Annotated in this window: 24 protein-coding genes and 5 pseudogenes; 12 read left to right on the top strand and 17 right to left on the bottom strand. The window is 65.1% G+C overall.

Going from position 1 to position 23,304, the window contains the following annotated elements; genetic code table 11:
- Nucleotide 1 precedes the first annotated feature (1 nt).
- From ADT71_RS28610 to ADT71_RS31760, 3 genes and pseudogenes are all read right to left on the bottom strand, one after another.
- A pseudogene (locus tag ADT71_RS28610) lies at nucleotides 2-1,202 on the bottom strand (efflux RND transporter periplasmic adaptor subunit).
- 365 nt (nucleotides 1,203-1,567) lie between these two features.
- Nucleotides 1,568-1,867, bottom strand: coding sequence for a DUF1153 domain-containing protein (locus tag ADT71_RS28605; RefSeq protein ID WP_054442268.1), 300 nt, complete (start codon nucleotides 1,865-1,867; stop codon nucleotides 1,568-1,570).
- Between the two features lie 2 nt (nucleotides 1,868-1,869).
- Nucleotides 1,870-2,214, bottom strand: a complete 345-nt coding sequence (locus ADT71_RS31760; RefSeq protein WP_132468636.1) for a hypothetical protein — start codon at nucleotides 2,212-2,214, stop codon at nucleotides 1,870-1,872.
- 174 nt (nucleotides 2,215-2,388) lie between these two features.
- Between ADT71_RS31760 and mnmA the strand changes: the two are divergent.
- Nucleotides 2,389-3,562, top strand: a pseudogene (gene mnmA / locus ADT71_RS28600) (tRNA 2-thiouridine(34) synthase MnmA).
- A gap of 1 nt (nucleotide 3,563) precedes the next feature.
- Here the strand turns inward: mnmA and ADT71_RS28595 are convergent.
- Nucleotides 3,564-3,926 (bottom strand): hypothetical protein, encoded by a 363-nt coding sequence (locus tag ADT71_RS28595; protein ID WP_132468634.1) that lies wholly within the window; start codon nucleotides 3,924-3,926, stop codon nucleotides 3,564-3,566.
- Nucleotides 3,927-3,982: 56 nt separating this feature from the next.
- Here ADT71_RS28595 and ADT71_RS28590 point away from each other — a divergent pair, with 56 nt between their 5' ends.
- Entirely contained in the window at nucleotides 3,983-5,164 is a 1,182-nt protein-coding gene (locus tag ADT71_RS28590) for a serine hydrolase (RefSeq protein WP_054442097.1), read from the top strand.
- Between the two features lie 16 nt (nucleotides 5,165-5,180).
- Here ADT71_RS28590 and ADT71_RS28585 read toward each other — a convergent pair whose 3' ends face one another.
- Together ADT71_RS28585 and pdxH are read right to left on the bottom strand one after the other, a co-directional pair.
- The gene (locus ADT71_RS28585) at nucleotides 5,181-6,119 is read right to left on the bottom strand and encodes a cation diffusion facilitator family transporter (protein WP_132468633.1); all 939 of its coding nucleotides are present in this window, start codon (nucleotides 6,117-6,119) and stop codon (nucleotides 5,181-5,183) included.
- Nucleotides 6,120-6,138: 19 nt separating this feature from the next.
- Nucleotides 6,139-6,750: a pyridoxamine 5'-phosphate oxidase gene (gene pdxH, locus ADT71_RS28580; RefSeq protein ID WP_054442267.1), complete on the bottom strand. Its 612-nt coding sequence runs from the start codon at nucleotides 6,748-6,750 to the stop codon at nucleotides 6,139-6,141.
- Between the two features lie 219 nt (nucleotides 6,751-6,969).
- Between pdxH and ADT71_RS28575 the strand changes: the two genes are divergently transcribed.
- From ADT71_RS28575 to fabI, 3 genes and pseudogenes are all read left to right on the top strand, one after another.
- Nucleotides 6,970-7,938 carry a DnaJ C-terminal domain-containing protein gene (locus ADT71_RS28575; RefSeq protein WP_054442095.1) on the top strand — a complete coding sequence of 323 codons (969 nt, stop codon included), beginning with the start codon at nucleotides 6,970-6,972 and terminating at the stop codon, nucleotides 7,936-7,938.
- A gap of 111 nt (nucleotides 7,939-8,049) precedes the next feature.
- Entirely contained in the window at nucleotides 8,050-9,069 is a 1,020-nt protein-coding gene (locus tag ADT71_RS28570; protein ID WP_054442094.1) for a YihY/virulence factor BrkB family protein, read from the top strand.
- Nucleotides 9,066-9,868, top strand: a pseudogene (gene fabI / locus ADT71_RS28565) (enoyl-ACP reductase FabI). The gene ADT71_RS28570 and the pseudogene fabI overlap by 4 nt, the downstream one beginning before the upstream one ends.
- A 78-nt stretch (nucleotides 9,869-9,946) precedes the next feature.
- Here the strand turns inward: fabI and ADT71_RS28560 are convergent.
- The 9 genes and pseudogenes from ADT71_RS28560 to ADT71_RS28520 form a co-directional block, all read right to left on the bottom strand.
- Nucleotides 9,947-10,548: pseudogene (locus ADT71_RS28560) on the bottom strand (hypothetical protein).
- A gap of 116 nt (nucleotides 10,549-10,664) precedes the next feature.
- On the bottom strand, nucleotides 10,665-11,180 hold the full coding sequence (locus tag ADT71_RS28555) for a demethoxyubiquinone hydroxylase family protein (protein ID WP_054442093.1): 516 nt from the start codon (nucleotides 11,178-11,180) through the stop codon (nucleotides 10,665-10,667).
- On the bottom strand, nucleotides 11,177-11,665 hold the full coding sequence (locus tag ADT71_RS28550) for a disulfide bond formation protein B (protein ID WP_054442092.1): 489 nt from the start codon (nucleotides 11,663-11,665) through the stop codon (nucleotides 11,177-11,179). The genes ADT71_RS28555 and ADT71_RS28550 overlap by 4 nt, the downstream gene beginning before the upstream one ends.
- A 10-nt stretch (nucleotides 11,666-11,675) precedes the next feature.
- Nucleotides 11,676-13,070: a S41 family peptidase gene (locus ADT71_RS28545; protein ID WP_054442091.1), complete on the bottom strand. Its 1,395-nt coding sequence runs from the start codon at nucleotides 13,068-13,070 to the stop codon at nucleotides 11,676-11,678.
- A gap of 161 nt (nucleotides 13,071-13,231) precedes the next feature.
- Nucleotides 13,232-14,479, bottom strand: coding sequence for a murein hydrolase activator EnvC (locus ADT71_RS28540; protein ID WP_231636290.1), 1,248 nt, complete (start codon nucleotides 14,477-14,479; stop codon nucleotides 13,232-13,234).
- Between the two features lie 99 nt (nucleotides 14,480-14,578).
- On the bottom strand, nucleotides 14,579-15,106 hold the full coding sequence (locus tag ADT71_RS28535; RefSeq protein WP_054442265.1) for a hypothetical protein: 528 nt from the start codon (nucleotides 15,104-15,106) through the stop codon (nucleotides 14,579-14,581).
- A gap of 225 nt (nucleotides 15,107-15,331) precedes the next feature.
- Nucleotides 15,332-16,129, bottom strand: a complete 798-nt coding sequence (locus tag ADT71_RS28530) for a bifunctional sulfur carrier protein/thiazole synthase protein (protein WP_054442090.1) — start codon at nucleotides 16,127-16,129, stop codon at nucleotides 15,332-15,334.
- A gap of 50 nt (nucleotides 16,130-16,179) precedes the next feature.
- Nucleotides 16,180-16,392, bottom strand: a complete 213-nt coding sequence (gene thiS / locus ADT71_RS28525) for a sulfur carrier protein ThiS (RefSeq protein WP_054442089.1) — start codon at nucleotides 16,390-16,392, stop codon at nucleotides 16,180-16,182.
- A gap of 60 nt (nucleotides 16,393-16,452) precedes the next feature.
- Nucleotides 16,453-16,824, bottom strand: a complete 372-nt coding sequence (locus ADT71_RS28520) for a MerC domain-containing protein (RefSeq protein ID WP_054442088.1) — start codon at nucleotides 16,822-16,824, stop codon at nucleotides 16,453-16,455.
- Between the two features lie 112 nt (nucleotides 16,825-16,936).
- Between ADT71_RS28520 and ADT71_RS28515 the strand changes: the two genes are divergently transcribed.
- The 7 genes and pseudogenes from ADT71_RS28515 (at nucleotide 16,937) to ADT71_RS36130 (ending at nucleotide 21,437) form a co-directional block, all read left to right on the top strand.
- Complete coding sequence (locus ADT71_RS28515; protein ID WP_054442087.1) at nucleotides 16,937-18,025, top strand: COX15/CtaA family protein; 1,089 nt, start codon at nucleotides 16,937-16,939, stop codon at nucleotides 18,023-18,025.
- Entirely contained in the window at nucleotides 18,022-18,360 is a 339-nt protein-coding gene (cutA, locus tag ADT71_RS28510; protein WP_054442086.1) for a divalent-cation tolerance protein CutA, read from the top strand. The genes ADT71_RS28515 and cutA overlap by 4 nt, the downstream gene beginning before the upstream one ends.
- Before the next feature lie 145 nt (nucleotides 18,361-18,505).
- Nucleotides 18,506-18,985: a 50S ribosomal protein L13 gene (rplM, locus tag ADT71_RS28505; RefSeq protein WP_054442085.1), complete on the top strand. Its 480-nt coding sequence runs from the start codon at nucleotides 18,506-18,508 to the stop codon at nucleotides 18,983-18,985.
- Nucleotides 18,985-19,506 (top strand): 30S ribosomal protein S9, encoded by a 522-nt coding sequence (gene rpsI, locus ADT71_RS28500; RefSeq protein WP_054442084.1) that lies wholly within the window; start codon nucleotides 18,985-18,987, stop codon nucleotides 19,504-19,506. Before rplM ends, rpsI begins: the two co-directional genes overlap by 1 nt.
- A 276-nt stretch (nucleotides 19,507-19,782) precedes the next feature.
- Entirely contained in the window at nucleotides 19,783-20,142 is a 360-nt protein-coding gene (locus ADT71_RS28495; protein WP_054442083.1) for a PadR family transcriptional regulator, read from the top strand.
- Nucleotides 20,132-20,698 carry a DUF1700 domain-containing protein gene (locus ADT71_RS28490; protein ID WP_054442082.1) on the top strand — a complete coding sequence of 189 codons (567 nt, stop codon included), beginning with the start codon at nucleotides 20,132-20,134 and terminating at the stop codon, nucleotides 20,696-20,698. Before ADT71_RS28495 ends, ADT71_RS28490 begins: the two co-directional genes overlap by 11 nt.
- A gap of 26 nt (nucleotides 20,699-20,724) precedes the next feature.
- Nucleotides 20,725-21,437, top strand: a pseudogene (locus ADT71_RS36130) (GIN domain-containing protein).
- Between the two features lie 115 nt (nucleotides 21,438-21,552).
- Here ADT71_RS36130 and ADT71_RS28480 read toward each other — a convergent pair.
- Both ADT71_RS28480 and ADT71_RS28475 read right to left on the bottom strand, forming a co-directional pair.
- Nucleotides 21,553-22,431, bottom strand: coding sequence for a metallophosphoesterase (locus ADT71_RS28480; RefSeq protein WP_054442081.1), 879 nt, complete (start codon nucleotides 22,429-22,431; stop codon nucleotides 21,553-21,555).
- Complete coding sequence (locus ADT71_RS28475) at nucleotides 22,421-23,290, bottom strand: diacylglycerol kinase family protein (RefSeq protein WP_054442080.1); 870 nt, start codon at nucleotides 23,288-23,290, stop codon at nucleotides 22,421-22,423. Before ADT71_RS28475 ends, ADT71_RS28480 begins: the two co-directional genes overlap by 11 nt.
- Nucleotides 23,291-23,304: the final 14 nt, after the last annotated feature.

The following is a 23,304-nucleotide window of genomic DNA, read 5'->3' as shown; positions in this document are numbered from 1 at the left end:
ATCAATCGGCCTTGGCGGCAAGCTGGGGCTTGACCTTGTCGCCGTCGTTGAGGAACCCGCCGGCACGCAGCACGATCTTCTCGTTACCGTCGATGCCGGACTTCACGACGATGCCCTTGCCCGTCACCAGACCGGTCTGGACGGCGCGGCGATGCACCACGTTCTTGGCGTCCACGACGTAGACGAACGAGCCCTTGTCGTCGTTCTGGATGGCCGATTCCGGCAGCACCGGAGCAACCGTCTGGCCGCTGTTGATCACCACGCTGGCAAACCCGCCCGGACGCAGGGCGTCATTATAGGCGAGCGCGATACGGGCGATGCCCTGGCGGTTGGTGGAATCGATGATCGGGGCGATCTGCCAGACCTGGCCGGTGAAGCTCTGGTTCGAGCCGGTCGGCGTCACGGTGGCTTCCACGCCGACGCTCAGCCGGGCGAGATCGTCCTCGCTGAGCTGGGCGAGCAGTTCCATCTCGCCGCCCTTGGCGAGGCGGAACAGCACGGCACTGCCGCCGCCCACGACCTGGCCAAGCTCGACATTGCGTTCGAGCACGAGGCCGGCCGCCGGAGCAACGATGTTGAGGCGGGCGGTCTGTGCCTGAAGCTGGCCGAGCGTGGCGCGCGCCACCCTGACCTGGGCGACGGCAGCGTCACGCGTCGCCTTCAGCCGGTCGACGTCGGCAGCGGAGATGAAGCCGCGGTCCACCAGTTTGAGCGCACGGTCGAGATTGGCCTGCGCAAGGCGCGCGTCTGCTTCTGCGACGGAGATCTGCGCGGACTGGCCTGCCTGCTGCTGGGCCTGCACCGAGCGGTCGATCACGGCCAGCACCTGGCCCTGCGACACCCAGTCTCCCGCTTCGACGAGCACGGAGCGGACCTGCCCGCCCTCGCCCACCGAACCGACCGGCATCGGGCGGCGTGCCGCCAGCGAACCGGTTGCGCTGATTTCGCCGACAACGGAGGCGCGGCCAGGCACGACCACGGTTACGGCGGGGGTCTGAACGTCGTTTTTCGCCGGCGGCGCTGGCTTCACCTCCGCCGCGCGTGGCGAACCAGATGCCGATCGCGAGCACGACGGCGCCCACTATGGCGATCCACAGCCATCGGCGGGATGCACGATCCCGTTCGACATCCCCTTCAAGCGGGTTGCCCGGCGCGGTGAAACCTTCGTTCTCGCTCACATCGATCCTGCTGTCGTAATTCATCTTGTCACCGCAAAAACTGCGATTGCCCCCAATCCCGATGCCCGAACCGATTGCCTGATCCCGGAGGCGTCACCACCCGCGGGCCCGCCCGGCACCGGGGAGCACGATCTGCCGTCGGGGCGCGGGCACACGGGTCCGCGCCGCTGCAACGGCAAAATTTCCTGCGAACGGACATATACCTGCGACAAGCGAGTGGCAATCAGCAGTCGGCCTGTAGCCGACGGGGATCGACAAGCGTCGAGCGCAGGTAATCGGCGGGGCGTAATCCTTGGGTCCTCAAGGATTCGCCGGCCAAATACGGAAACGCGCCGAACCGAGGTTCGCCGCCGTCTTCCGGGTCTTTCGACCCTCAACAAATTCGAGGCTCAGTACTTCTGCTGGCGCTCGTAAAGATCGCGGTAATGCTGGATTCGCGTGACGCGCAGGCCCTGCATTCCAGAACGGTCCACCGCGCGCTGCCATCCCGCGAATTCTTCCAGCGTGAGCTGATAGCGATCGCAGACTTCGTCGATCGTCAGCAGGCCGCCGTTCACGGCCGCAACGACTTCCGCCTTGCGGCGCACGACCCAGCGCGTGGTGTTCGGCGGCGGCAACGAATCAAGCGTCAACGGCTCGCCGAGCGGCCCGATCACCTGGGCAGGACGGATTTTCTGGTTCTCGATCATCATCACCCTCGTACGCCGGTGCTTCGATTGCCGGCGACAGAAGCGACATTGGCCTCCGCTGGCTTGCGATTGGCTGAAGCATTTGGGTTAACAGGTATTGAGACTGGCTCATACGTATGAATAACGAATGCGGCCGAGCCGGCGAAACTGCCAAAGCGGTGAAGCCTGACGGATTCGGGCCTGATGGAATCAGGCTCTGCCCACGCGGCACGCAGATCGTGCGCCGCAAACAGTCGGGAACGCAGGGAAAACCAGTCGATCGGCGATGGGTCCGAGATGAACTCTTCGCTGTCGCGACCAGACGCATGCCCTGCTTTGCAGGTTTCATGATCAAAAGCGATGTTCATGGACAAGGCTTTTAGCGCCGCTTGGTCAAGGGACGGTAAAGGCGATGTTTACACTTTTTTAACGATTGTTAACGCGCTTGCGAAGCACGCCTTGGCCGCCCTTTGCGGTTAGATACGGCCCCCTCCTATCGACAAAGGTAGGAATTCCGTGCGTTCGCCTGTATGGGGCGGCGCATGACCGCCCTTTCCGACCTTGAAGGACTGGTGGCCGGCCTCGATCCCGCCGCGCTGTTCCAGTTGCCCGCGCCGCTTTCCGCGCGCCGTATCGTCGTTGCCATGTCCGGCGGCGTCGACAGTTCGGTCGTCGCCGCGCTTGCCGCCGCGACCGGAGCCGAGACCATCGGCGTCACGCTCCAGCTTTACGATTACGGCGCGCGACCGGCCGCAAGGGCGCCTGCTGCGCCGGCGACGACATTCGCGATGCCCGCGCCGTGGCCGATCGCCTCGGCATCGCCCATTATGTCTTCGATCATGAGAGCGCCTTCCGCGAGGAGTGGTCGAGCGCTTCGCGGACGATTACATGGCAGGCCGGACCCCCATTCCCTGCATCCGCTGCAACATGGGGCCCAAGTTCACCGACCTGCTGACGATGGCGCGGGATCTTGGCGCGGATTGCCTTGCCACCGGCCATTACGTGCGCCGCGTCGAAGGCCCGGCCGGTTCGGAACTGCACCGCGCTTTCGATCCCGCGCGCGACCAGAGCTACTTCCTTTACGGTACCACTGAAGCGCAGCTCGATTTCCTGCGCTTCCCGCTCGGCGGCCTGCCCAAGAGCGAGACCCGCCGCCTTGCCGAAGCCGCCGGACTGCGCGTTGCCGACAAGCCCGACAGCCAGGACATCTGCTTCGTGCCCGACGGCGACTATGCGAAGATCGTCCGTGCCGTCCGCCCCGAGGGCGAGGCGCCGGGCGATATCGTTCACGCCCTTACCGGCGACGTGCTCGGCACCCATCGGGGCATCATTCATTACACCGTCGGCCAGCGCCGCGGCCTCGAGATCGGCGGCCAGCCGGAACCGCTTTACGTCGTGCGGATCGAGGCGGAGGGGCGCCGCGTGCTCGTCGGCCCGCGCAGCCTGCTGGGCGTCGCCGCTGCCACGATCACCGAATCCAACCGAATCGGCCCGCTCCCGGACGCGCCGCTGACCGCCAAGGTGCGCTCGCTGGCAAAGCCGGTGCCGATCACGCTCGAAGGGCCGCTTGGCGACGGGACGACGGCGAGAATCCGCTTCGAGAATCCCGAATACGGCGTCGCCCCGGGCCAGGCGGCAGTGATCTACGCGGGAGATCGCGTCGTCGGCGGCGGCTGGATCGACGGCACCGAAGCCGCCATTCCGCTGGACGGCTGAGTCAGTTCGCCCAGGGTTCGAGCTGGCAGCCGCGATCGGGCGCGAAAGTCGCGGTCTGGCTGGCCAGCAGCGGAACGCTGGCCTTTACGGCGTGCGCCTCCGTATCCTCGGACAGCATCACCAGGCCGGCGGTACGGCCAAGGCCGGCAACCGCGATATCGCCCTTGCAGGTCTTGAGTTCGCGTTCGGAAACAAAGCGGCAGGCACAGGCCACCCGCGCGCCATAGGCGGTGCTGACCAGCGCCTGTTCGCGCAGGCCGTTCCACGAGAAGCCCAGCACGATCGCCAGTACAACCACGGCAAGCAGCACGCCGTTCCTGAGCCAGCGGGACGGTTGTCGTTCGCCGCGGCGGCTGTCCCCCATCCCGTGTGTCCCCACTGTTGCCATCTTCCCGCGCCTCGCACATCACACCCCGCGTCATGCCGGTGCGCCGCCCTTCCCTTATCCTTGCCCTCTCCGTCCTGCCAGCCCTCGGCCTCCTGAGCGGCTGTGGACAGGACGCGCAGCAGGGCCCGCCGCCGCCCAGCGCGGAATCGCAAGCCGCGATCAAGGATGACGGCGGTGCCCCCCGCGAATCGCTCGGCCGCGCCATCGACGGCCTGTTCGGCGATGAAGACGTGGGCCGCACCGATGCGCTGGTGGTGATGAAGCGCGGCTCGGTCATCGCCGAACGCTACGGTGCTGGGATCAAGCCCGAAACCCGGCTGCACGGCTGGGGCATGGGCCAATGCGTGACCGCGCTGATGATCGGGCAGCTCGTCAGCGACGGCCGCCTGCGCCTGAACGAATCGGCGCCAATTCCCGCCTGGCAGCGCCCGGGCGACCCGCGCGGCGAAATCACGCTGAAGCAGCTCCTGCAGATGCGCTCGGGCCTGCGCCATTCGGAATCGGGCCCGCCCGCCGCCAACGGCAACCCGGAAGCCGGGCTCGCCCGGCAATCCGACCGTATGCGGATGCTCTATCTCGACGGGCGCGACGACATGGCCGCCTACGCCGAGGCCCAGCCGCTGGAGGCCCCTGCGGGTGCGCGCTTCGTGAACAGCGCGGCGACGCCGGTGATTCTTTCCGACCTTGCGGCGCGCGTCCTTTCGCCCGACCGCAATCCCGACCGCCGCCGCAGAGCCGTGGGCGACTATTTGCGCAACCGCGTCCTGCTTCCGCTCGGCATGGATTCCGGCATGGCGGGGTTCGACCGCGCCGGAACGATGATCGGTTCGGCCATGATCCACGCCGATGCCCGCGACTGGGCCAAGCTCGGCGAATTTCTGCGCCACACCGGATCGATCCAGGGCGCCCAGATCCTGCCCCGACGCTGGGTGCAGTTCATGCTGGAGCCTTCGCCCCGCAATCCCGGCTACGGCGCGGGAGTCTGGCTCAACCGGGGGCGCGGCAAGAACGGCGGCGGTGACGAGGCCGTGTTGTTTCCCGGCATGGCCCCCGCCAATGTCTTCGCCTGCGTCGGCGAGCATGGCCAATACGTGATCGGATCACCCGACCAGCTTCTCACCATCGTCCGCCTGGGCGAGAGCGACCCGCAGCAGGAACGCCTCCTGCACGACCGGCTGGGCAAGCTGATGGCGATGTTCCCCGGCGGCATCTGAAAGCCCTTTTTGGCGCTCAAGAGGACTGATCGAGGTTCACGCGGATTGGCGGCAATACGTCCAGCCCCGCCTGCCCTGCTTCGTCCACCAGGCCTTCCGGATCGGGATGGATGAGGATTTCCGTGCCGGGGAACTCGACGGCGAGCCGGTGCTCCAGTTCGTCCATCACACGGTGCGCCTCGCGAACGGTCATGTTCGGGTCTACCCAGACATGAAACTGCACGAAATCCTTGTTTCCCGAAGTGCGCGTGCGCAGGTCGTGAACGCCGGTGATGTCGGGATGGCGGGCAAGTACCTGGAGGAAACGGTCCTTCTTCTCCTCGGGCCACTCATGGTCCATCAACTGGTCCAGCACGTCCTGCGAGGCCCTCCAGGCGCCCCAGCCCAGCCATGCGGCAATGCCGATCCCGAACAGCGGGTCCGCCCCCCTCAGCCCCGCATAATGGTCGAGCACGAGCGCCACGATCACAGCAAGGTTGAGCATCAGGTCCGACTGATAGTGGACGCTGTCGGTCTGGATGGCGATGCTGCCGGTCTTTCTGATGACATGGCGCTGCCAGGCCACCAGCATCAGCGTCAACACGATGGCGGCCGCGGATACGGCAATGCCGCCTTCCGCCTTTTCGACCGTGCTCCCTGCCAGAAACTCCTCGACGGCGCGGCTGGCGATGGCGAGCGCGGAGATCGAAATCAGCACGATCTGGAACATCGCCGCGATCGCCTCCGCCTTGCCATGGCCGAAACGGTGCTTGTCGTCCGCCGGTTGCGAGGCGATCCAGACGCCGAGCAAGGTGGCGATACTGGCCACAAGGTCCAGCGCGGTGTCGGCCAGGCTGCCCAGCATCGCCGTCGAGCCGGTCGACCATGCCGCCCAGCCCTTGAGCGCGAGCAGGAACACCGCCGTGCCTATGCTGGCGATGGCGGCGCTGCGGTTCAGGGAGGCATGTTGATGCAAGGAAGCGCTCCGGCAGGGCTCAGGGATAAAGCAGCGTGCTGGCCCAGCCGCCTTCGGCGTTCCGCACGAAACGGCGGCGTTCGTGAAGCCGGTAGGGACGGTCGTGCCAGAACTCTATCGCAGCGGGAATCACGCGGAATCCGCCCCAATGCGCGGGGCGCTCGATCTCGCCATCGCCGAAGCGGGCGCGAACTTCCTCGTAGCGGGCCAGGAACGTTTCGCGGCTATCGAGCGAAGCCGACTGGTCCGACGCGACCGCGCCAAGCTGCGAATCGCGGGCGCGCGAGTGGAAATAGGCATCGGCCTCTTCCGTGCTGACCGGCTCGAGCCGGCCCTCGATACGAATCTGGCGGCGCAGGCTCTTCCAGTGGAACAGCAGCGCCACGTGCGGATTGGCGGCTATTTCCTGGCCTTTGCGGCTGTGTCCATTGGTATAGAACACGAAGCCGTCCGGGCCGTAGCCCTTGAGCAGGACCATCCTGACCGAAGGCAGCCCGTCCGGCGTTGCCGTGGCCAGTGCCATGGCGTTTGAATCATTCGGCTCCGCTTCGCGGGCCTCGTCGTACCAGGCCTTGAACAGGGCGAACGGATCGCCGTGGGGAATGACTTCGCGGGCCTGTTCAACTTCCATCTTCACTTCCTGACGAAATTATGTGCGGTCTTTGCCGGCGGGCAAGATAACCCTCCGGCTCCGGCCCGAACCCCGGGCTTAACAAAAGCACGGCGATTGCGGCAATTCCTGATGGCCCAGAGGGACATGGGCAAGAACATGGCCGGTGCAATAGACGCACGGCCGGATCTAGGAAAGCACCGCTTGCCGTGCGGCTCGTCCCCACCTAGCTAGGATGCCATGGCAGCAGACCCTTATTCGACCCTTGGCGTATCGCGCACAGCCAGCGAGAAGGACATCAAGTCCGCCTATCGCAAGCTGGCGAAAGAACTTCATCCCGATACCAACAAGGACAATCCAAAGGCTTCGGAACGCTTCTCCGAGGTGACATCGGCTTACGACCTGCTTTCCGACAAGGACAAGCGGGCCAGGTTCGATCGCGGCGAGATCGACGCGGACGGCAACCCGATGGGCTTCGGCGGCATGGGCGGCGGCGGCGGATTCGGCGGCGGCGGGTTTGGCGGCGGGCCGGGCGGGCAGCGCGGATTCGGCGGCGGATTCGGCGGCAATGACGGGATCGACCTTGAAGACCTGTTCGGCGGCATCTTCGGCGGCTCCGGCCAGCGCGGACCCGGCGGCTTCGGGGGAGCCGGAATGGGCGGAGGCGGAGGACGCGGCCGTGCGGCACCGCGCGGCGCCAACGTGAATTACCGCCTTTCCGTGCCTTTGCCCGACGCAGCAGAGCTGAAACCGCAGCGCATCACCCTGTCGGATGGCAAGACCATCGATCTCAAGCTCCCTGCCGGACTTGAGGACGGCACCCAGATGCGCCTTGCCGGGAAGGGCGAAGCCGGCCCCGGGGGCATGGGCGACGCCATCGTCACCCTGAACATCCAGCCGCATGCCTTCTTCCGCCAGGATGGCGACGATTTGCGGGTGGATCTGCCGATCACCCTCGACGAGGCGCTGAATGGCGGCAAGGTCAAGGCGCCCACTGCCTCCGGCGCGGTGATGCTTTCGGTTCCGGTCGGTGCAAGTTCCGGCAAGGTGCTTCGCCTCAAGGGACGCGGCATGACCCGCAAGGACAGCAGCCGAGGCGATCTGCTCATCACCCTCCAGATCGTCCTTCCCGAACACGACGCCGACTTGGCCAAGCGTCTGGAAGGCTGGAAGGACAACCGCGACGTCCGGGCTAAACTCGGAATCTGACCCGGCATCGGCGGCGCGGCGCGGGACGGTTGAGCACCCCTGTGCCGCCCCGCCCTTGGCCAAGCCCCTGCCGGATTTGAATATCCGGCCCCGACCGCCTATGTCGGCAGGGTGAAAGGCGATCCGTCGACAGAACTGGCGACTACGGCCGCGATCTCGCCCGAGGCGCGTCGCCGCGCCGCCTTGCGCTGGCGGGAAATGCAGGAGCGGATTTCGCGCCCCCGGCCTAACAACCGGCCCTACACCGTCATTTCGCGCGTTGTCGCCGGCACCTGGGAAGATGGCTTCATTCACGCGGGCAATTTCGCGTACATGTCGATCGTCGCGCTGTTCCCCTTCTTCATCGCGCTGGCGGCAATCTACGCGGCGCTGGGGGAGCAGGGACAACTCGAAAGTTCGATCAATGCCGTGCTCGCCGCCCTTCCCCCGCGCGTGGAGGAAGCGCTGGCGCCGGTCGCACGCGATGCCGCAACCGCACGCCACGGCTGGCTGCTGTGGATCGGCGGCGCGCTGGGCCTGTGGACCACGACCAGCCTGATCGAGACTATCCGCGATATCCTCCACCGTGCCTACGGCATGACCAAGGGGCTGAAATTCTGGAGAAACCGCCTGGCGTCGAGCGGGCTGATCTTCGGCTCGGTGCTGATGCTGCTGCTTTCGCTGTCCTCGCAAGTGATGATTTCCGTGATCGAGGAAGTACTGCTGACGCTGTTTCCGGGGCTCGGACGCTTCGATTACCAGATCACGATTTCGCGCGGGATCACTGCGATCACGCTGTTCGGATCGCTCTACGTCCTGTTTTTCCTGCTGACTCCCACGCGATATCAAGCCCGGCGTTACCCGAAATGGCCCGGTGCCCTGCTCGTCGCCAGCTGGTGGTTCGGCACGGCCTGGCTCCTTCCCAGAGTGTTGCGCAATTTCATCGCTTACGATTTGACTTACGGAAGTCTCGCCGGAGTGATGATCGCGCTTTTCTTTTTCTGGCTTGTCGGACTAGGGATGGTCGCAGGCGCGGAACTCAATGCCGCCCTCACCGTCAGTCCCGAGGAGCAGGAGATGCTCGCCGGCGGCGCAGGCGGGAGAAGCAGCACGACTGCACAGAACAACGAAGTACAGGAAGAACACGAATGACCGGTCTGATGCAGGGTAAACGCGGCCTGATCATGGGCCTTGCCAACGACAAGTCCCTGGCCTGGGGCATCGCGAAGAAGCTGCACGAACAGGGCGCGGAACTGGCCTTCTCCTATCAGGGCGAAGCGCTGGCCAAGCGCGTGAAGCCGCTGGCGGAAAGCCTGGGCAGCGATTTCCTCATCGATTGCGACGTTTCGGACATGGCAGCCCTCGATACCGCCTTCGAAACGCTGGCCGAACGCTGGCCCACGATCGACTTCATCGTCCACGCCATCGGCTTCTCGGACAAGAACGAGCTGCGCGGCAAGTACGTCGACACCAGCCTCGACAACTTCCTGATGACGATGAACATCTCGGCCTACAGCCTCGTCGCCGTCACCAAGCGCGCAGCGCCGATGATGCCCGAAGGCGGTTCGATCCTCACGCTGACTTATTACGGCGCCGAAAAGGTCGTGCCGCACTACAACGTGATGGGCGTGGCCAAGGCGGCGCTCGAAGCCTCGGTCATGTACCTTGCCAACGATCTCGGCCCGCAGAACATCCGCGTGAACGCGATCTCGGCCGGTCCGATCAAGACCCTGGCCGCCAGCGGCATCGGCGATTTCCGCTACATCCTCAAGTGGAACGAACTGAACTCGCCGCTGCGCCGCAACGTCACCATCGACGATGTAGGCGGTTCGGGCCTCTACTTCCTTTCCGACCTGTCCTCGGGCGTGACCGGCGAAACGCATCACGCGACGCGGGCTACCACGTGGTGGGCATGAAGCAGGAAGACGCACCGGATATCGCGCTGAGCTGATCGGCGCTTTTGCCAGGCAAACGAAAAAGGGGCCGGGAAGCGATTCCCGGCCCCTTTTCGCGAGGTATCGGCAAGAACTTACGGCTTGGGCTTGGGCAGCGGAGCAGCGGGCTGCCCAGCGGCGGCGGCGGCCTTGGCATCCTCTTCCGCTTCCTGGCGCTGGCGCTGGTCGAAATAGGCTTTCTCGGCTTCCTCGACCCGCTTCTGCTGCTCGGCGGCATCCGCATCGATGGTGGACAGGCGCTTCTCGCGTTCGGCCTGGATCAGTTCGCTGAACTTAACGTCCGAACCGTTCTTCTTTTCGGCATAGGCACGGTCGATCAGCTTCTGGGTGCACCCTGAAGCACCGCCCGCACCGACCGGCGAACAGCTCATGTTGCCGAAAGCACCCACTGTTTCATAAGCCTGGACCTTGTTGGTCCAGGCATCGGACTTGGGCGAATCGATACCGCGCAGCGTTCGGGAATACGGTAGCGCTCGGCTTCCGCCTTGCGGGCGCAGACGGTGATTTCGCCGCTGGCCGAGGCCGGGCAAGGATCGTCGCCATAGATGATGAGCTGGTTGACCTTCTCGTCACCGGCCCCGAGGCTGTCTTCCTGCGCCGCAGCCGGAAGCGCGCCGAGGGTCAGCCCAAGCCCGAACGTGGCGATGGCTGCTGCTGTGGTCAGGAGGCGCGTCATGGGAAACTCCAGCTTGGTCGAGAACGTCGCGTGATCCGATATAGGGTCTGACGGCCTTGAACGGTACCTTAAGGTAACATGGCACCCCTCTTGGGCGCCAATATAACGCCCGGATTTCAGATTCTTTCCGAGAGCTTGATCGCTACGCGGCATCCGAGTCGGATCGCATTGAACAGGAGCGGATAGGCAGGCGCCTCTTCGGCCCCGGCCGCCAGGGCAGCGTCGCGGTGTTCGCGCTCCTCGTCCCGGAACTTGAGGATGGCCTCGCCCAGTTCCGGATCCTCGTCGCCAAGGTCCTCAAGCTGCTCGGTGTAGTGGCGGTCGATCTCGGTCTCGATCGCGGCGGTGCACGCCATTGCCGCTTTCGGGCCGATCAGCGCCGTTGCCGCGCCGAGCGCATAGCCCGCCACCGACCATACCGGCTGAAGCAATGTCGGGCGCACGCCGCGTTCCGCGATCATCGCATCGAAGCGCGCCTTATGCTCGGCCTCCTGCTCGGCCATACCGGCGATCTCGGTGGAGTGCGGCGCGCGCGCGCCCATCACCGCAAGCTGGCCCGCATAGATCCGCGTCGCCCCATATTCGCCGGCCTGGTCGACGCGCAGCATCCGCGCGGCCTTGGGTGACGTCATGGCTGGACCTTCAGACTGCGGGCGACGAGGCCGAACACGGCCAGCGCGCCCAGGGTGGAGATGAGGAAGTTGAATCCGGCAAGCGAAATGCCCCCGAGCGTCCAGGGCGCAACGTCGCACCGGATCACCGGCGCGTTCATGATCGCATCCATCGGGTCGACACCCGCCGCGAACGGGCTGGACGTGCAGGCGGTCATGCCTTCCCACCAGCCGTATTCGACTCCAGCATGGAAACCGCCGATGAGGCCCGAAACCAGCACGCCCAGCGCCGCCACCGCCACCAGCGGGCGGACCGGACGCCAGAAAAAGGCGAGCGCGGCAAAGACGATCGCGAACATGTGCGGATAGCGCTGCCACCAGCACATTTCGCAAGGATGCAGGCCGAAGGCATACTGGCTGACATAGGCCCCGCCGAGCAGGGCCACGGGAATGGCGAAAGCCAGCGCGCGGGCGGCGCGCAAGGGTGCGGCAACGGCAACGGTCATCGCGACGGCCTCAGTCCTTCTGCGCGGTCTTGGGCGCGACCTGCCCGCTTGCGGCGGGCGCCGTATAGCGTGCCAGCGCAGGCTTTCCGGCGGTGCGACGCAGCGTGTCGATCGCATACGTGAGCTGGAAATCGTCGATTCCCTGCTTCTTCAGCTCATCGGCGGAGATCTTGAAACGCGGATCGTCCATCTTGTCGGTTTCCAGATCCTTGTCGCCCATCGCCGCCTCGTTGATGAGGTGGCCGCGCAGATCGGATTCGCGCACCGCGCGTTCGGCACGAACCCGCGCGTCGGGATCGGAAAGCTGCGGCACCTTGATGTCGGGGACGATGCCGCCCTCCTGCACCGAGTGACCCGAAGGCGTGAAGTAACGGGCCGTGGTGAGCTTCACCGCGCTGTTCTTGTCGAGCTGGATGAACGACTGGACCGAGCCCTTGCCGAAAGTGCGTTCGCCCATGATGACGGCGCGGTGCTGGTCCTGAAGCGCGCCCGCCACGATTTCGGAAGCCGAAGCCGAACCGGCATCGACCAGCACGACGATCGGCATGCCTTTCACGGTATCGCCCTTGAACATCGATTCTGCGCGGTAATACTGGTTCTCGCTGGCGATGCGGCCGCGCTGGGAAACGATCACGCCCTTGTCGAGGAACAGGTCGGACAGCGCCACCGCCTCGTCAAGCGAACCGCCCGGGTTGGAGCGCAGGTCAAGCACGAGCCCGTCCAGCTTCACGCCCTTGGTGGCGGCCTGTTTCTTCAGGTCGGCGATGCCCTTGTTCACGAAGTTGCCGACATCGCGCGAAAACTCGTTCACCGAGATCACGCCCACGTCGTTCTTCAGTTCCCAGGTCACCGGTTCCAGTTCGATCACGCCGCGCGTTACCGTCACGTCGAAAGGCTCGTCACGGCCGGGGCGATAGATCGTCAGGCGGATCGAGGTGCCGGCCTGGCCGCGCATCTTGGAGACCGCCTCGTCCAGGTCGCGCTCGTAATAGAGCACGCCGTCGAGATGCGTGATGTAGTCGCCCGCCTTGATGCCCGCCTTTTCCGCGGGGCTGCCCTTGAACGGAGAAACGACCTTCACGGCGCCGTCATCCTCGACCACCGAGAGACCGAGGCCGGTGTAATTGCCGTCGATCATGGTCTCCAGCCGCTGGAGCGAGGGGCCGTCGAGATAGTTGGAATGCGGATCGAGGCTGGCCAGCATCCCGTCGATCGCGCCCTTGATCAGCTTGTCGTCGTCCACCTGGTCGACATAGTTCGCCTTCACCAGTTCGTAGATGGTGAAGAGCTTGCTGAATTCGGGATTCACGCGGCTGTCCACCGCGGCAAGACCGGACGTCGCCACGGGAAGGACGGCCACGGCCGACACCAGCAGGGCAGCGCGCATCAGGGGAGCGAATTTCATCTGGCTGGAATGCCTTTTCGTACGTCACGTCCGGCCGGGACCGGCGGGGATTTCTGACTGTAATCCTACCGGGGCGCGGGCACAATTGCCAGCAGTGCGGCACATGTTCCGAAGGATTTAGGGTTTCGAAGATGAACGGAGCGCAAACGGGTGAGCGCCTCTCAGAGCGAACGAATATATTGCAGGGGATTCACGGTCTCTCCGCCCCGCCTCAGTTCAACCATCACGCGTGGATCGCGCGGCCCGGTCATGCCGATCGGCGCCCCTGCCACGACCTGCCTGCCGACTTGTGCGTCGAGCCGGGCCAGACCCGTCACCAGCGAGGTCCAGCCGCCGGCATGTTCGATGATGACGATGCGTCCGTAGCCGGGATAGGGTCCGGCGAAAGCGACGCGCCCGGCTGCGGGGGCGACGACTTGCGCATTCGCGCGCGGAGCCAGCGAAAGCCCGCGCGAAGGGGCCTGCCCCGGCAGGACCTCGCCATATCCCGTGACCAGCCGTCCCGTGACCGGCAGCATGTAGCTGGCCAGACCCTCGGGCGTGGCCACGAACTGCGATGCCTCGATCACGCGTGACTCTTCGGGACGGGGCGGGCGCATGATCGGTCCGGGCAGGGCTGCGAGCTGTTCGCGCAGAACGCCCTGTTCGCCCATCCGGTCAACAAGATCGCCAAGATCCCGCGCCTTTTCGGCGAGCGCCAGTGCCCGCTCGCCTTCCCGGGCCGCGATGCCGCTTGCCTGCCTGCCGGCAAGGCGCTGATTCGATTCCAGCACGGCGAGCGCCTTGCGCCGCTGCCGCATCTCGCCTTCCATTTCGGTGAGTTCATGTCCGGCGGCGAGCGCCTGCTGTTCCAGCGCGCGGCCGCGCTCGATTTCCGCCCGCAGGCCTGCGGTGCGCCGCTCGACCTGGGGAAGCATCGTGTCCAGCATCGCCCGGAGATAGACCGCATCCCGCACCGATCCCGGCCGCAGGAGCGCGAGAAGCGGCGGTCTTCGCGACAGGCGCTGCAACGATCCGGTCAGGCGCGAGAGGGGGGCCTGCCGCTCCGCCAACCGCTCCCGCAGCCCTACGCGCTGCAAGGCGATCAGCCGGACCTTGGCCTGCTGTGCGGCGATCCCGGCCTCCGTTTCCTGGATGCGCGCGGCAACGGCCGCAGTCTCTCTCGCGGTCTTCTCGGCCTGTTCGGTGACTTCGCGGGCCTTGCCCTCAAGCTTTTCGGCGCGCTTGCGGGCGGCATCGCTTTCACGGCGCGCCGCGAGCATTTCCTGCTGTGCCTGGGTCGCGTCTGCCGCCGGGTCCAGCACCGCGAGCGCACCCGTCTGGGTAAGGCCATTCCCTGCGACGACAGCGACGCCAAGTCCCAGCGCAATGACGGTGACGACGGGCAGGGGGCGTGGGAAGAGCTTCACGCCGCCGTGATTAGGGCAGCACGAGTCCGGCGGGAAGAGGAGAAAAGCGGGCGTCCCGCAACGGAGACGCCCCACTGGAGTTTCGTGCGGTGGTTCGGCTCAGGCGGCTTCCTTCTCGATCCATTCGGGATAGAAGCTGGGTTCGCGTTCCGACCACCCGTGCGCGGTTGCAGCGGCTTCGCTGATCGAATGGAGCAGCGTGCGGCGGCGATCCGGCCTGATCTGGGGAAGCGCGGCGGCCCCGCAGAACGCGCCCGGAAGCCAGGGGCGAACCCAGGCGCCCAGCAGCCGCTCATAGAGGAAGCGGAAGGCCGGGAAGGATTCGATGCGTTCCTGCGCCAGGTCGAAGGCGGCGATCCGCACCATCCGGCCCACGAAAGTCTCGATATCGTCGAAACCGAACTCGTCCGGACGCATTTCGCGCAACGATGCGAGATCGGCATAAGCCTCATACTGCTTGCGGATCGAGGAAGCTTCGGCGGCATCGCGCGCCCAGAGCCCGAGGGCATCCTGCCGACCGAGGCCCACGTCGAGGCTGCGCCGGATGTAGCGCTGCTCGCAGGACGTGAAGCTTGCAAACTCCCGGAGTTCGCCGATCGTGATGGTGGCCTTGCCCGTGTGAGTCATGATCGTGATCCTCGTGCCACGGAAGGACAATCCTTCCTGTCACAAAAACCAATTTCGGCCTCTTCGGTTGCTACAGCCTTAACCGCGCAAAGGTTTGTACACGATATTTGCAGTAAGATTCGTGCAAGATTCAATTCGGGACAGTTTGAAAGATGCCCTCTCGGGTATTTTTCAGTTCGTGTCCGGCCTTCCTTCGCGGAACTGCCGGACACGAGAAAAGGCCGTTCAGATCAGCCCGGCGAGCGGGCTCGACGGATCGGCATATCGGCGCTGCGCCATGCGGCCGGCGAGATAGGCATCACGCCCCGCCTCGACCGCCAGCTTCATCGCGCGGGCCATGCGGATCGGATCGCGCGCTTCGGCGATGGCGGTGTTCATCAGCACGCCGTCGCAGCCCAGTTCCATCGCCACGGCGGCTTCCGAGGCCGTGCCCACGCCCGCATCGACGAGCACCGGCACTTTGGCCCCTTCCACGATCAGGCGGACCGTGACCTTGTTCTGGATGCCCAGACCCGATCCGATCGGCGCACCGAGAGGCATCACCGCCACCGCGCCGCAGTCCTCGAGCTGCTTTGCAGCGATCGGATCGTCCACGCAGTAGACCATCGGCAGGAAACCTTCCTTCGCGAGGATTTCCGTAGCCTTCAGCGTCTCGCGCATGTCGGGGTAGAGCGTGCGCGCCTCGCCCAGCACTTCCAGCTTCACCAGATCCCAGCCGCCCGCCTCGCGCGCCAGGCGCAGGGTGCGGATGGCGTCGTCAGCAGTGAAACAACCGGCGGTGTTCGGAAGATAGGTGATCTTCTTCGGATCGATGAAGTCGGTCAGCATCGGCGCCTTGGGGTCCGAGACATTGACCCGGCGCACCGCCACCGTAACGATTTCCGCGCCGGAAGCCTCTACCGCTGCCGCGTTCTGTTCGAAATCCTTGTACTTGCCGGTGCCCACGATCAGGCGCGAACGGAAAGTACGACCAGCGACAGTCCAGGAATCTGCGGTCGAGGAATCAGATACGGTATCGGTCAAGGTTCTCGTCCTTTCGGGGAACGGTATGTCAGGATTCGGGCCGCGCTTGCTCAGCCGCCGCCGACGAAGTGCACGATCTCCAGCACGTCGCCATCGGAGAGCAGCACATCGGCCAGGGTCGAGCGCGGGGCGATCTCGCCGTTATGCTCGACAGCGACCTTCTTCGGATCGAGGCCGATGCCGGCAACGAGATCGGCAATCGATGAGCCGGGCGCCGCGCGCCGCGGTTCGCCGTTCACGGTGAGGGAGAGTTCTGCAGCCATGGGCCGCAGATAGCGCGGAGAATGGATTTGGAAAGTGCCCAGGGTCCGGTCCCGGCACTTTCAGTGCGCGCGGTGCAGGTTCCGGATGTGCGCGAAGGCCACAAGCGCGACGCCGATGATCGTCAGGATCGATTCAGCAAGCCCGTGGCCAACCGCGATCGCCGTGGCCATGAAAGCAAGGCCCAACCCGCCGATCACCAGCGGGGCAATGCGGCCATGGCGCATGACGCCAAATCCCAGCGAAACCAAACCGACGACCAGCGCCAGCGCCAGTCCGACGCGATGAACTGCCGGAGAAAGCAGAACCTCGCCGCCAAGCCCCAGGAATCCCACGAGAACCACACCCAGAACGCAGTGCAGGGCACACAGTCCACTAAGGACGATGCCTGCCCGGTCCAGCCGGTTTCGAATCGCGTTGAAGGCGGTGCGCATGCGTGACCATGTATGTGACGTTGTAACATTCATCAAGTCCCGACCTTGACGCGCAACATTCGGTCGACGCGCCTCTTGCGCATTTCGTCGCAAGATCGCAGGGATTTGCGCCATGAGAGTCTCTGACGGTCGCCCCATCCTCGGTACAGCCGACGATATCGCCCCCATGGTTCGCTGGCTGCTGCTTGTAGCCGCGCTGGTTGTCCTTATCGTTGCAGTCGGAGGCATTACCCGGCTGACCGAGTCCGGGCTCTCCATCACCCAGTGGAAACCGCTCACCGGCGCGATCCCGCCGCTGACCGACGCCCAGTGGCAGGCAGAGTTCGCCCGCTACAAGCAGATCCCGCAGTACATCGACGTCAACGGCCCGGCGGGCATGACGCTGGCGCAGTACAAGTTCATTTACTTCTGGGAATGGGTCCACCGCCTGCTGGCACGGGTGATCGGGCTGGCCTTCGCGCTGCCGCTGGCATGGTTCTGGTACAAGCGGACGATTCCGCTGGGCTACAAGACCCGCCTTGTCGCACTGCTGGCGCTGGGCGGACTTCAGGGCGTGGTGGGCTGGTGGATGGTCTCCTCGGGCCTCAGCGCCGAAGCAGCCGACCGGGTGAGCCACTTCCGCCTCGCCGCGCACCTGCTGGTGGCGTTGACGACGCTCGGCGGCCTCGTATGGACCGCGCTCGACCTTCGCGAGTTGCGACGCGGGCAGGCGCCGGCCCGCCTGACCCGATTCAGCGCGCTGGCATTGGGCATGTTGTTCTTCCAGCTGTTCATGGGCGCGATGGTGGCCGGCCTGCGTGCCGGTTACGTCGCGGGGATGGGCTGGTTCAGCATGGACGCCTGGCCGCTCATGCAGGGCACGTTCTTCCCCGAGGGCGTGGAATGGGCGGGCGGCGCGCTCCATGCGCTCGTCAACGACCCGTTCCTGACTCACTTCATTCACCGCTGGTGGGCCTGGGCCGTGGTGGCCGCGCTGATCGTGATGGGCCGCCGCCTCAAGGCCCGGCATGCGCGTCTGGCCTCGATCGCGGTGCATTCGGCATTCGGCACGCAAGTGCTGCTGGGCATCTTCACCGTCTGGTCGGGCGTGGCGCTCTGGCTTGCGGTAGCGCACCAGCTCTGCGGCGCGCTTCTCGTCGCCGCCACGGTCTGGGGCGCCCACTGCCTCGGCCGGCGTGATCAGGTCGGGCTGGGGATGTGAGCGGGGATTCCGCGATTCCCGCCCTCATCTGGTGCCCCTTCCCGGACGAGGAAAGCGCCCTCGCGTCAGCAAATATCCTGCTCGACGAGGGACTCGCCGCTTGTGCGAACCTGCTGCCGGGCATGACCTCGATCTTCGTCTGGAACGGCAGGAAAGATAGCGCCCGCGAACACGGGCTGTTGCTGAAGACCAACGCGGGCCTGCTCGATGCGGCAACGGCGCGTCTCGCCGATATCCATCCTTACGATGAACCTGCCGTGCTGGGCTGGCGGTGCGATGCAGCGGCGACCGGAACCGTGGCCTGGTTGGCCGCAACAGGGCTCCATCAAACATAGAGGTATCATTTTACCTCTATGGAAAACCGCGCTCTGCTTGACTTGCGCGCCCTTTTCGACGATTTGGCCGCCTTCCCGCGGTGCCCGAGATTCGTGAAAGCGAAAGATTCGGCCTCGCGAACTGAACATTAGGGATAGACCAGCCATGAAGGCGCTTACGAAGGTCACCCGGTCGATCAAGCCGGCCGAGGTGGAAAAGAAGTGGCATCTGATCGATGCCGAGGGTCTGGTGGTTGGCCGTCTCGCGGTCGTCATCGCCGACCTCCTGCGCGGCAAGCACAAGCCGAGCTTCACCCCGCACGTCGATTGCGGCGACCACGTCGTCGTGATCAACGCCGAGAAGGTGAAGTTCACCGGCAAGAAGCTGGGCGACAAGACCTATTACAAGCACACCGGCTATGCCGGCGGCATCAAGGAAGTGACCGCGGACAAGGTTCTCGCCGGTCGTTTCCCCGAGCGTGTCCTGGAAAAGGCCGTTGAGCGCATGATCCCCCGTGGTCCGCTCGGCCGCGACCAGATGCGCGCCCTGCACCTCTACGCAGGCACCGAGCACCCGCACGGTGGTACCCAGCCCGAAGCGCTCGACGTCGCTTCCATGAACCGCAAGAACAAGGTGGGCGCGTAATGTCCGATACCGAAACCGTTCAGAGCCTGTCCGACCTCAAGGACCTCGGCGAAGTCGCAACCGCCGTTGAAACGTCGGAAGAGACCTTCACGCCCGTCGTGTCGAACGCTCCCCTGCGCGAGCAGCAGCTCGACGCATACGGCCGCGCCTACGCCACCGGCCGCCGCAAGGATGCCGTGGCCCGCGTGTGGGTGAAGCCCGGCACCGGCAAGGTCATCATCAACGGCCGCGACCAGGAAGTGTACTTTGCACGTCCGACCCTGCGTCTCGTCATCAACCAGCCCTTCCAGGTTGCTGGCCGCGACGGCGCATACGACGTGATCGCCACCGTCAAGGGCGGCGGTCTCTCGGGTCAGGCCGGCGCCGTGAAGCACGGTATCGCCCAGGCTCTCTCCAAGTACGAGCCCGCCCTGCGCGCCTCCGTCAAGGCTGCCGGCTTCCTTACCCGCGACCCGCGCGTCGTCGAGCGTAAGAAGTACGGCCGTGCCAAGAGTCGCAGCTTCCAGTTCTCGAAGCGCTAAGCTTCTCGAGAGCTTCGGCTTACGAAAAAGGGTCGCGGGAAACCGCGGCCCTTTTTTGTTGCCTTCGGCAGGCGGCCAGTTTGCCAGGAGGCATCTCGGCCGGGTGCTTCCCGGCGCCCGAAATCGCGGCTGCCGGACTTCTCCAAACCGTCAGCAGATAGCAAGGTACCTGTCATTGGGTAGGTACCCTGCCCTGCGTTATATCAACTACAACAAGGTACCTTGCGTTACACAATAGCTTGCGATATACACTGGTTATCCGCAGGAGATGATTCGATGTCCGAAATCGAAATCCAGTTGAAGAAGGGAGTGCTCGGCCTGTGCGTGCTCGCCCTGCTTTCCCGGGGCGACAGTTACGCCTACGAGATCGCCAGCCGCATGGCTGACGCGGTCGACATGGGGGAAGGCACGATCTACCCGCTCATGCGCCGCATGCAGTCGGACGGCCTCGTCGCGACCTACCTTGAGGAATCGCCCTCGGGTCCGCCGCGCAAGTACTACCGCATCACCGATACCGGCCGCAGCCGCCTTGCCGATCAGGTCGAGGAATGGCGCGGCTTCACCGTCGCCGTCGATGGACTGATCCAGGACATCGCACCGGCCCAGGAAGCAGGAGGACCGAGCCATGAAGCGTAACGAGTTCATCAAGCGCCTGAAGGCCGGCCTCAAGGGCATGCCGCAGGACGACATCGCCGAGATCGTGGCCGACTACGAAGCCCACTTCGAAGCCGGCGTCGCCGAAGGCCGCAGCGAGGAGGAAGTCGCCGAGGCTCTTGGCAATCCGGCGCGCCTCGCCCGCGAACTGCGCTTCGAGGCCGGCTTCCGGAACTGGGAAAGCGGCCGCTCGCCGTCCTCGGCCTGGGGGGCGATCCTTGCCTTCATGGGCCTTGCCACGATCGACATCCTGATCCTGCTGCCGATCGTCCTGCCCGTGCTGGGCGTGATGTTCGGGCTGTTCGTGGCCGCCATCGCGATCTTCATCGCCGGTGGCTTCATCTTGATCGCCGGGCCGTTCAGCGGGTTCCCCGGCGGCATCCTGGTCGCGATCCTCGCAGGGCTCGGCACCATGAGCGCCGCCGTGGCGATGGCCGCGCTGCTGACACTGGTCAGCATCTGGATCATCAATGCCCTCATGTGGTTCGGCCGCCTGCATTATCGCGTGATCGAACCCGCCATCCATCCCGAAAACTGAAAAGTTCGAACGAAAGGAACCCAGTGATGTTCAGGAAACTGCTCATCGTATTCGCCAGCGGCCTGATCCTTACGATCGTCGCATTCAGCGCGGCATGGCTCGTCGGCGGCGAAAAGCTCCGCGAAGACATCAACAAGGGCGACGTGAACTGGTCCTTCAGCGATGATGAGGACGACGAAAGCCCCCGCACCACCCGCAACTTCCAGATCGAGCCCGGCGCACGCCTGACCATGGACGTTCCCGTGCAACTTGTCTTCACGCGCGGCGACAAGGCCGGAATGGTCGTCAGCGGCCCGCAGAAGCTGGTTGACCGCCTGACCTGGGAAAATGGCCGCCTGGGCGTCAAGGGCAGCTGGCATGGCCGCAAGAGCCTCCGCGTGGAGATCACGGCACCCGAGATCGAAGGCCTCGATTTCGACGCGCCGGGTGACGTCACGCTTACCGGCCTCGATCAGGACAGCCTGATCCTGAACGGCAATGGCGCACTCAGCCTCGAAGCTTCGGGCAAGGTCGGCAAGCTCGCCGTCACCACGGACGCGCCGGCAACCTCGATTTCGGCAAGGTCGAAGCCAGGGACGCCACCATCCGCTTGAACGGCGCCGGAAACGTGACGATCGGCGCAACCGGCAATGTCGACGTCGAGATTAACGGCATCGGCAACGTCAGCCTCGTTCGCAAGCCGGTTAATCTCAAGACCCGGATCAACGGCATCGGCAACGTCGATCACGACTACAAGTAGGAATTCCCTACAGGAACCAGACCGCCGCGAACCCTTTCGCGACGGCTGAACGAAAAAATGGCCGCACCGTTTCGACGGTGCGGCCGTTTCTCGTTTCCGGCTGTCTCGACCTGAATCAGTGGACCGGCGGATCGACGGGCGGAACGGCCCCGACCGGCGCCACCGGCTCACCCGGAGTGCGCGGGGGCAGGGCGTTCTCAGGCACTTCGTCGATCTGCATCGCCGGGGTGGGCACTTGCTCAAGGTTGCGGGCAACCACGCGAATCTCGTTCCCGTCGATGGTGATTTCGTTGAAGCTGGGCGGGGTCGAGCGGATGCGCTTCGACAGCGTTCCCGCCCCGATCATGCGCAGTGGGCCTGCCGGAGTCTCTGCGGTCAGGTCGAAGGCGTCATGGATGTGGCCGGACAAGATCGCCATGACCTTGCGCCCCGCAAGCACTTCCATCGCATGCGTTCCGTTGATCGTCAGCAGCTTCCCATCGGCGCGCCGTTCCGGCAGCGGATGATGCGCCGCTACCAATACGCGGGTTCCGGCGGGAAGAGCGTCGATCGCGGCCACCGTTTCGGCCAGCGCCTTTTCGGTGACGCAGCCGTTGGACCACGGAAATCGCTGCCATTGCGCCCGCGTCGTCGTCTTGAGCGGAACGATCGCCAGATTCGGCAGATCGAGCTGCGCCTCGACCATCCGCTCAATCGCGTGGAACCGCTTGTAAGGCGTGAAGAACCGTTCGAAGAGATTGAAATAGGGCAGATCGTGATTGCCGACTTCCACCGTGACCGGCACGTTCAGTCCCTTGATCCAGTTCGTGGCCGCCTCGAATTCGGGATGGCGCGCGCGCATTGTCAGGTCGCCGGTAATCGCGACGGCATGCGGATTTTCGCGCGCGATGCAAGCTTTCGCCCAATCTATGGCCCGCTGGTCCTCCAGGCCGAAGTGAATGTCGCTCAGGTGGAAGAGGCGGATCGGATCGCGGGGTGAATCGTCAGGAAGCATCGAGCGTCGTTACCAGATCGACTTCGCAAGTCGCGAGGTAAAACTCCTCCTCCGTGCCGCCATCGAAGGGTTCGCCGTCGATCAGCAGCCCCATCGGCTCGCCCTCGGGGCAGACCAGCTTCAGCCGTTCGTGCTTTCCGAGCGGATCGTGCGGACCGTCGCGGAAATTGCGGTTGAGGAGCGCGATTCCCTGTCCGGCATAGTCGGCCAGCGATTCGGCATAGAAGCCGTTCGCTTCAAGACCGTCGTCGCGCGGATTGACGGTGATCGCGGCGTAGCCGTCCTCGCGCCCGCAATCGGCCTGGGCACAGAACACTCTCGGGCCATTGGCCGATTGCGAGATCGCCTCTCGCGTCGTCGCCACGAATTCGAGGATATTCACCGCGCGCATGGCTTCGCGCACTTCGTTCCACACGGTGCCGGGCCCGGCCAGTACCCCCGTCAGCCCGATGCCGTGACGGCTGCGGATCACGGTCGGCCGCCGGGTACGCAAATCCGCGCCTTCGAGGCGGCCAACGATATCCGCCACCGGAACATCGCCATGCATGCGCTTCGCCAGGAGATTCATGGTTCCCCCCGGCAGCACGAGCACCGGTCCGCTCCAGCCCTCGGCCCGCGCCACCACCGAATGGGTGGTTCCGTCTCCGCCGAAAGTGACCAGCAAGGTGACTCCCGCTTCATCTAGCGCTTCAGGAGCCGGGGCATCCTCGTCGGGAAACCGGATCGTGCGTTCCACGTGAAAACCGGCCTGCTCCAATGCCTCTTTCAGTTCGGCGACCGAGGCGTCGTCATTGCTGCCGCTGGCCGCATTGCACACCAGCCAGGTCTTGCGGGGTTCGGAAATATCTCTGTTTGCCATGTCGCCAGAAACCG

It is taken from the genome of Novosphingobium sp. ST904, from assembly GCF_001298105.1.
Lineage (GTDB): Bacteria > Pseudomonadota > Alphaproteobacteria > Sphingomonadales > Sphingomonadaceae > Novosphingobium.
Note: the sequence above shows the minus strand (reverse complement) of the source record. Positions and strands in the feature narration are given on the sequence as shown.

Bases quoted from the DNA above. Each gene is read 5' to 3' on its own strand.
- ADT71_RS28605 (WP_054442268.1), bottom strand. From the start codon at position 1,867: ATGATCGAGAACCAGAAAATCCGTCCTGCCCAGGTGATCGGGCCGCTC.
- ADT71_RS31760 (WP_132468636.1), bottom strand. From the start codon at position 2,214: ATGAACATCGCTTTTGATCATGAAACCTGCAAAGCAGGGCATGCGTCT.
- ADT71_RS28595 (WP_132468634.1), bottom strand. From the start codon at position 3,926: ATGGGGGACAGCCGCCGCGGCGAACGACAACCGTCCCGCTGGCTCAGG.
- ADT71_RS28590 (WP_054442097.1), top strand. From the start codon at position 3,983: ATGCCGGTGCGCCGCCCTTCCCTTATCCTTGCCCTCTCCGTCCTGCCA.
- pdxH (WP_054442267.1), bottom strand. From the start codon at position 6,750: ATGGAAGTTGAACAGGCCCGCGAAGTCATTCCCCACGGCGATCCGTTC.
- ADT71_RS28575 (WP_054442095.1), top strand. From the start codon at position 6,970: ATGGCAGCAGACCCTTATTCGACCCTTGGCGTATCGCGCACAGCCAGC.
- ADT71_RS28555 (WP_054442093.1), bottom strand. From the start codon at position 11,180: ATGACGTCACCCAAGGCCGCGCGGATGCTGCGCGTCGACCAGGCCGGC.
- ADT71_RS28550 (WP_054442092.1), bottom strand. From the start codon at position 11,665: ATGACCGTTGCCGTTGCCGCACCCTTGCGCGCCGCCCGCGCGCTGGCT.
- ADT71_RS28545 (WP_054442091.1), bottom strand. From the start codon at position 13,070: ATGAAATTCGCTCCCCTGATGCGCGCTGCCCTGCTGGTGTCGGCCGTG.
- ADT71_RS28535 (WP_054442265.1), bottom strand. From the start codon at position 15,106: ATGACTCACACGGGCAAGGCCACCATCACGATCGGCGAACTCCGGGAG.
- thiS (WP_054442089.1), bottom strand. From the start codon at position 16,392: ATGGCTGCAGAACTCTCCCTCACCGTGAACGGCGAACCGCGGCGCGCG.
- ADT71_RS28520 (WP_054442088.1), bottom strand. From the start codon at position 16,824: ATGCGCACCGCCTTCAACGCGATTCGAAACCGGCTGGACCGGGCAGGC.
- ADT71_RS28515 (WP_054442087.1), top strand. From the start codon at position 16,937: ATGAGAGTCTCTGACGGTCGCCCCATCCTCGGTACAGCCGACGATATC.
- rplM (WP_054442085.1), top strand. From the start codon at position 18,506: ATGAAGGCGCTTACGAAGGTCACCCGGTCGATCAAGCCGGCCGAGGTG.
- rpsI (WP_054442084.1), top strand. From the start codon at position 18,985: ATGTCCGATACCGAAACCGTTCAGAGCCTGTCCGACCTCAAGGACCTC.
- ADT71_RS28495 (WP_054442083.1), top strand. From the start codon at position 19,783: ATGTCCGAAATCGAAATCCAGTTGAAGAAGGGAGTGCTCGGCCTGTGC.
- ADT71_RS28490 (WP_054442082.1), top strand. From the start codon at position 20,132: ATGAAGCGTAACGAGTTCATCAAGCGCCTGAAGGCCGGCCTCAAGGGC.
- ADT71_RS28480 (WP_054442081.1), bottom strand. From the start codon at position 22,431: ATGCTTCCTGACGATTCACCCCGCGATCCGATCCGCCTCTTCCACCTG.
- ADT71_RS28475 (WP_054442080.1), bottom strand. From the start codon at position 23,290: ATGGCAAACAGAGATATTTCCGAACCCCGCAAGACCTGGCTGGTGTGC.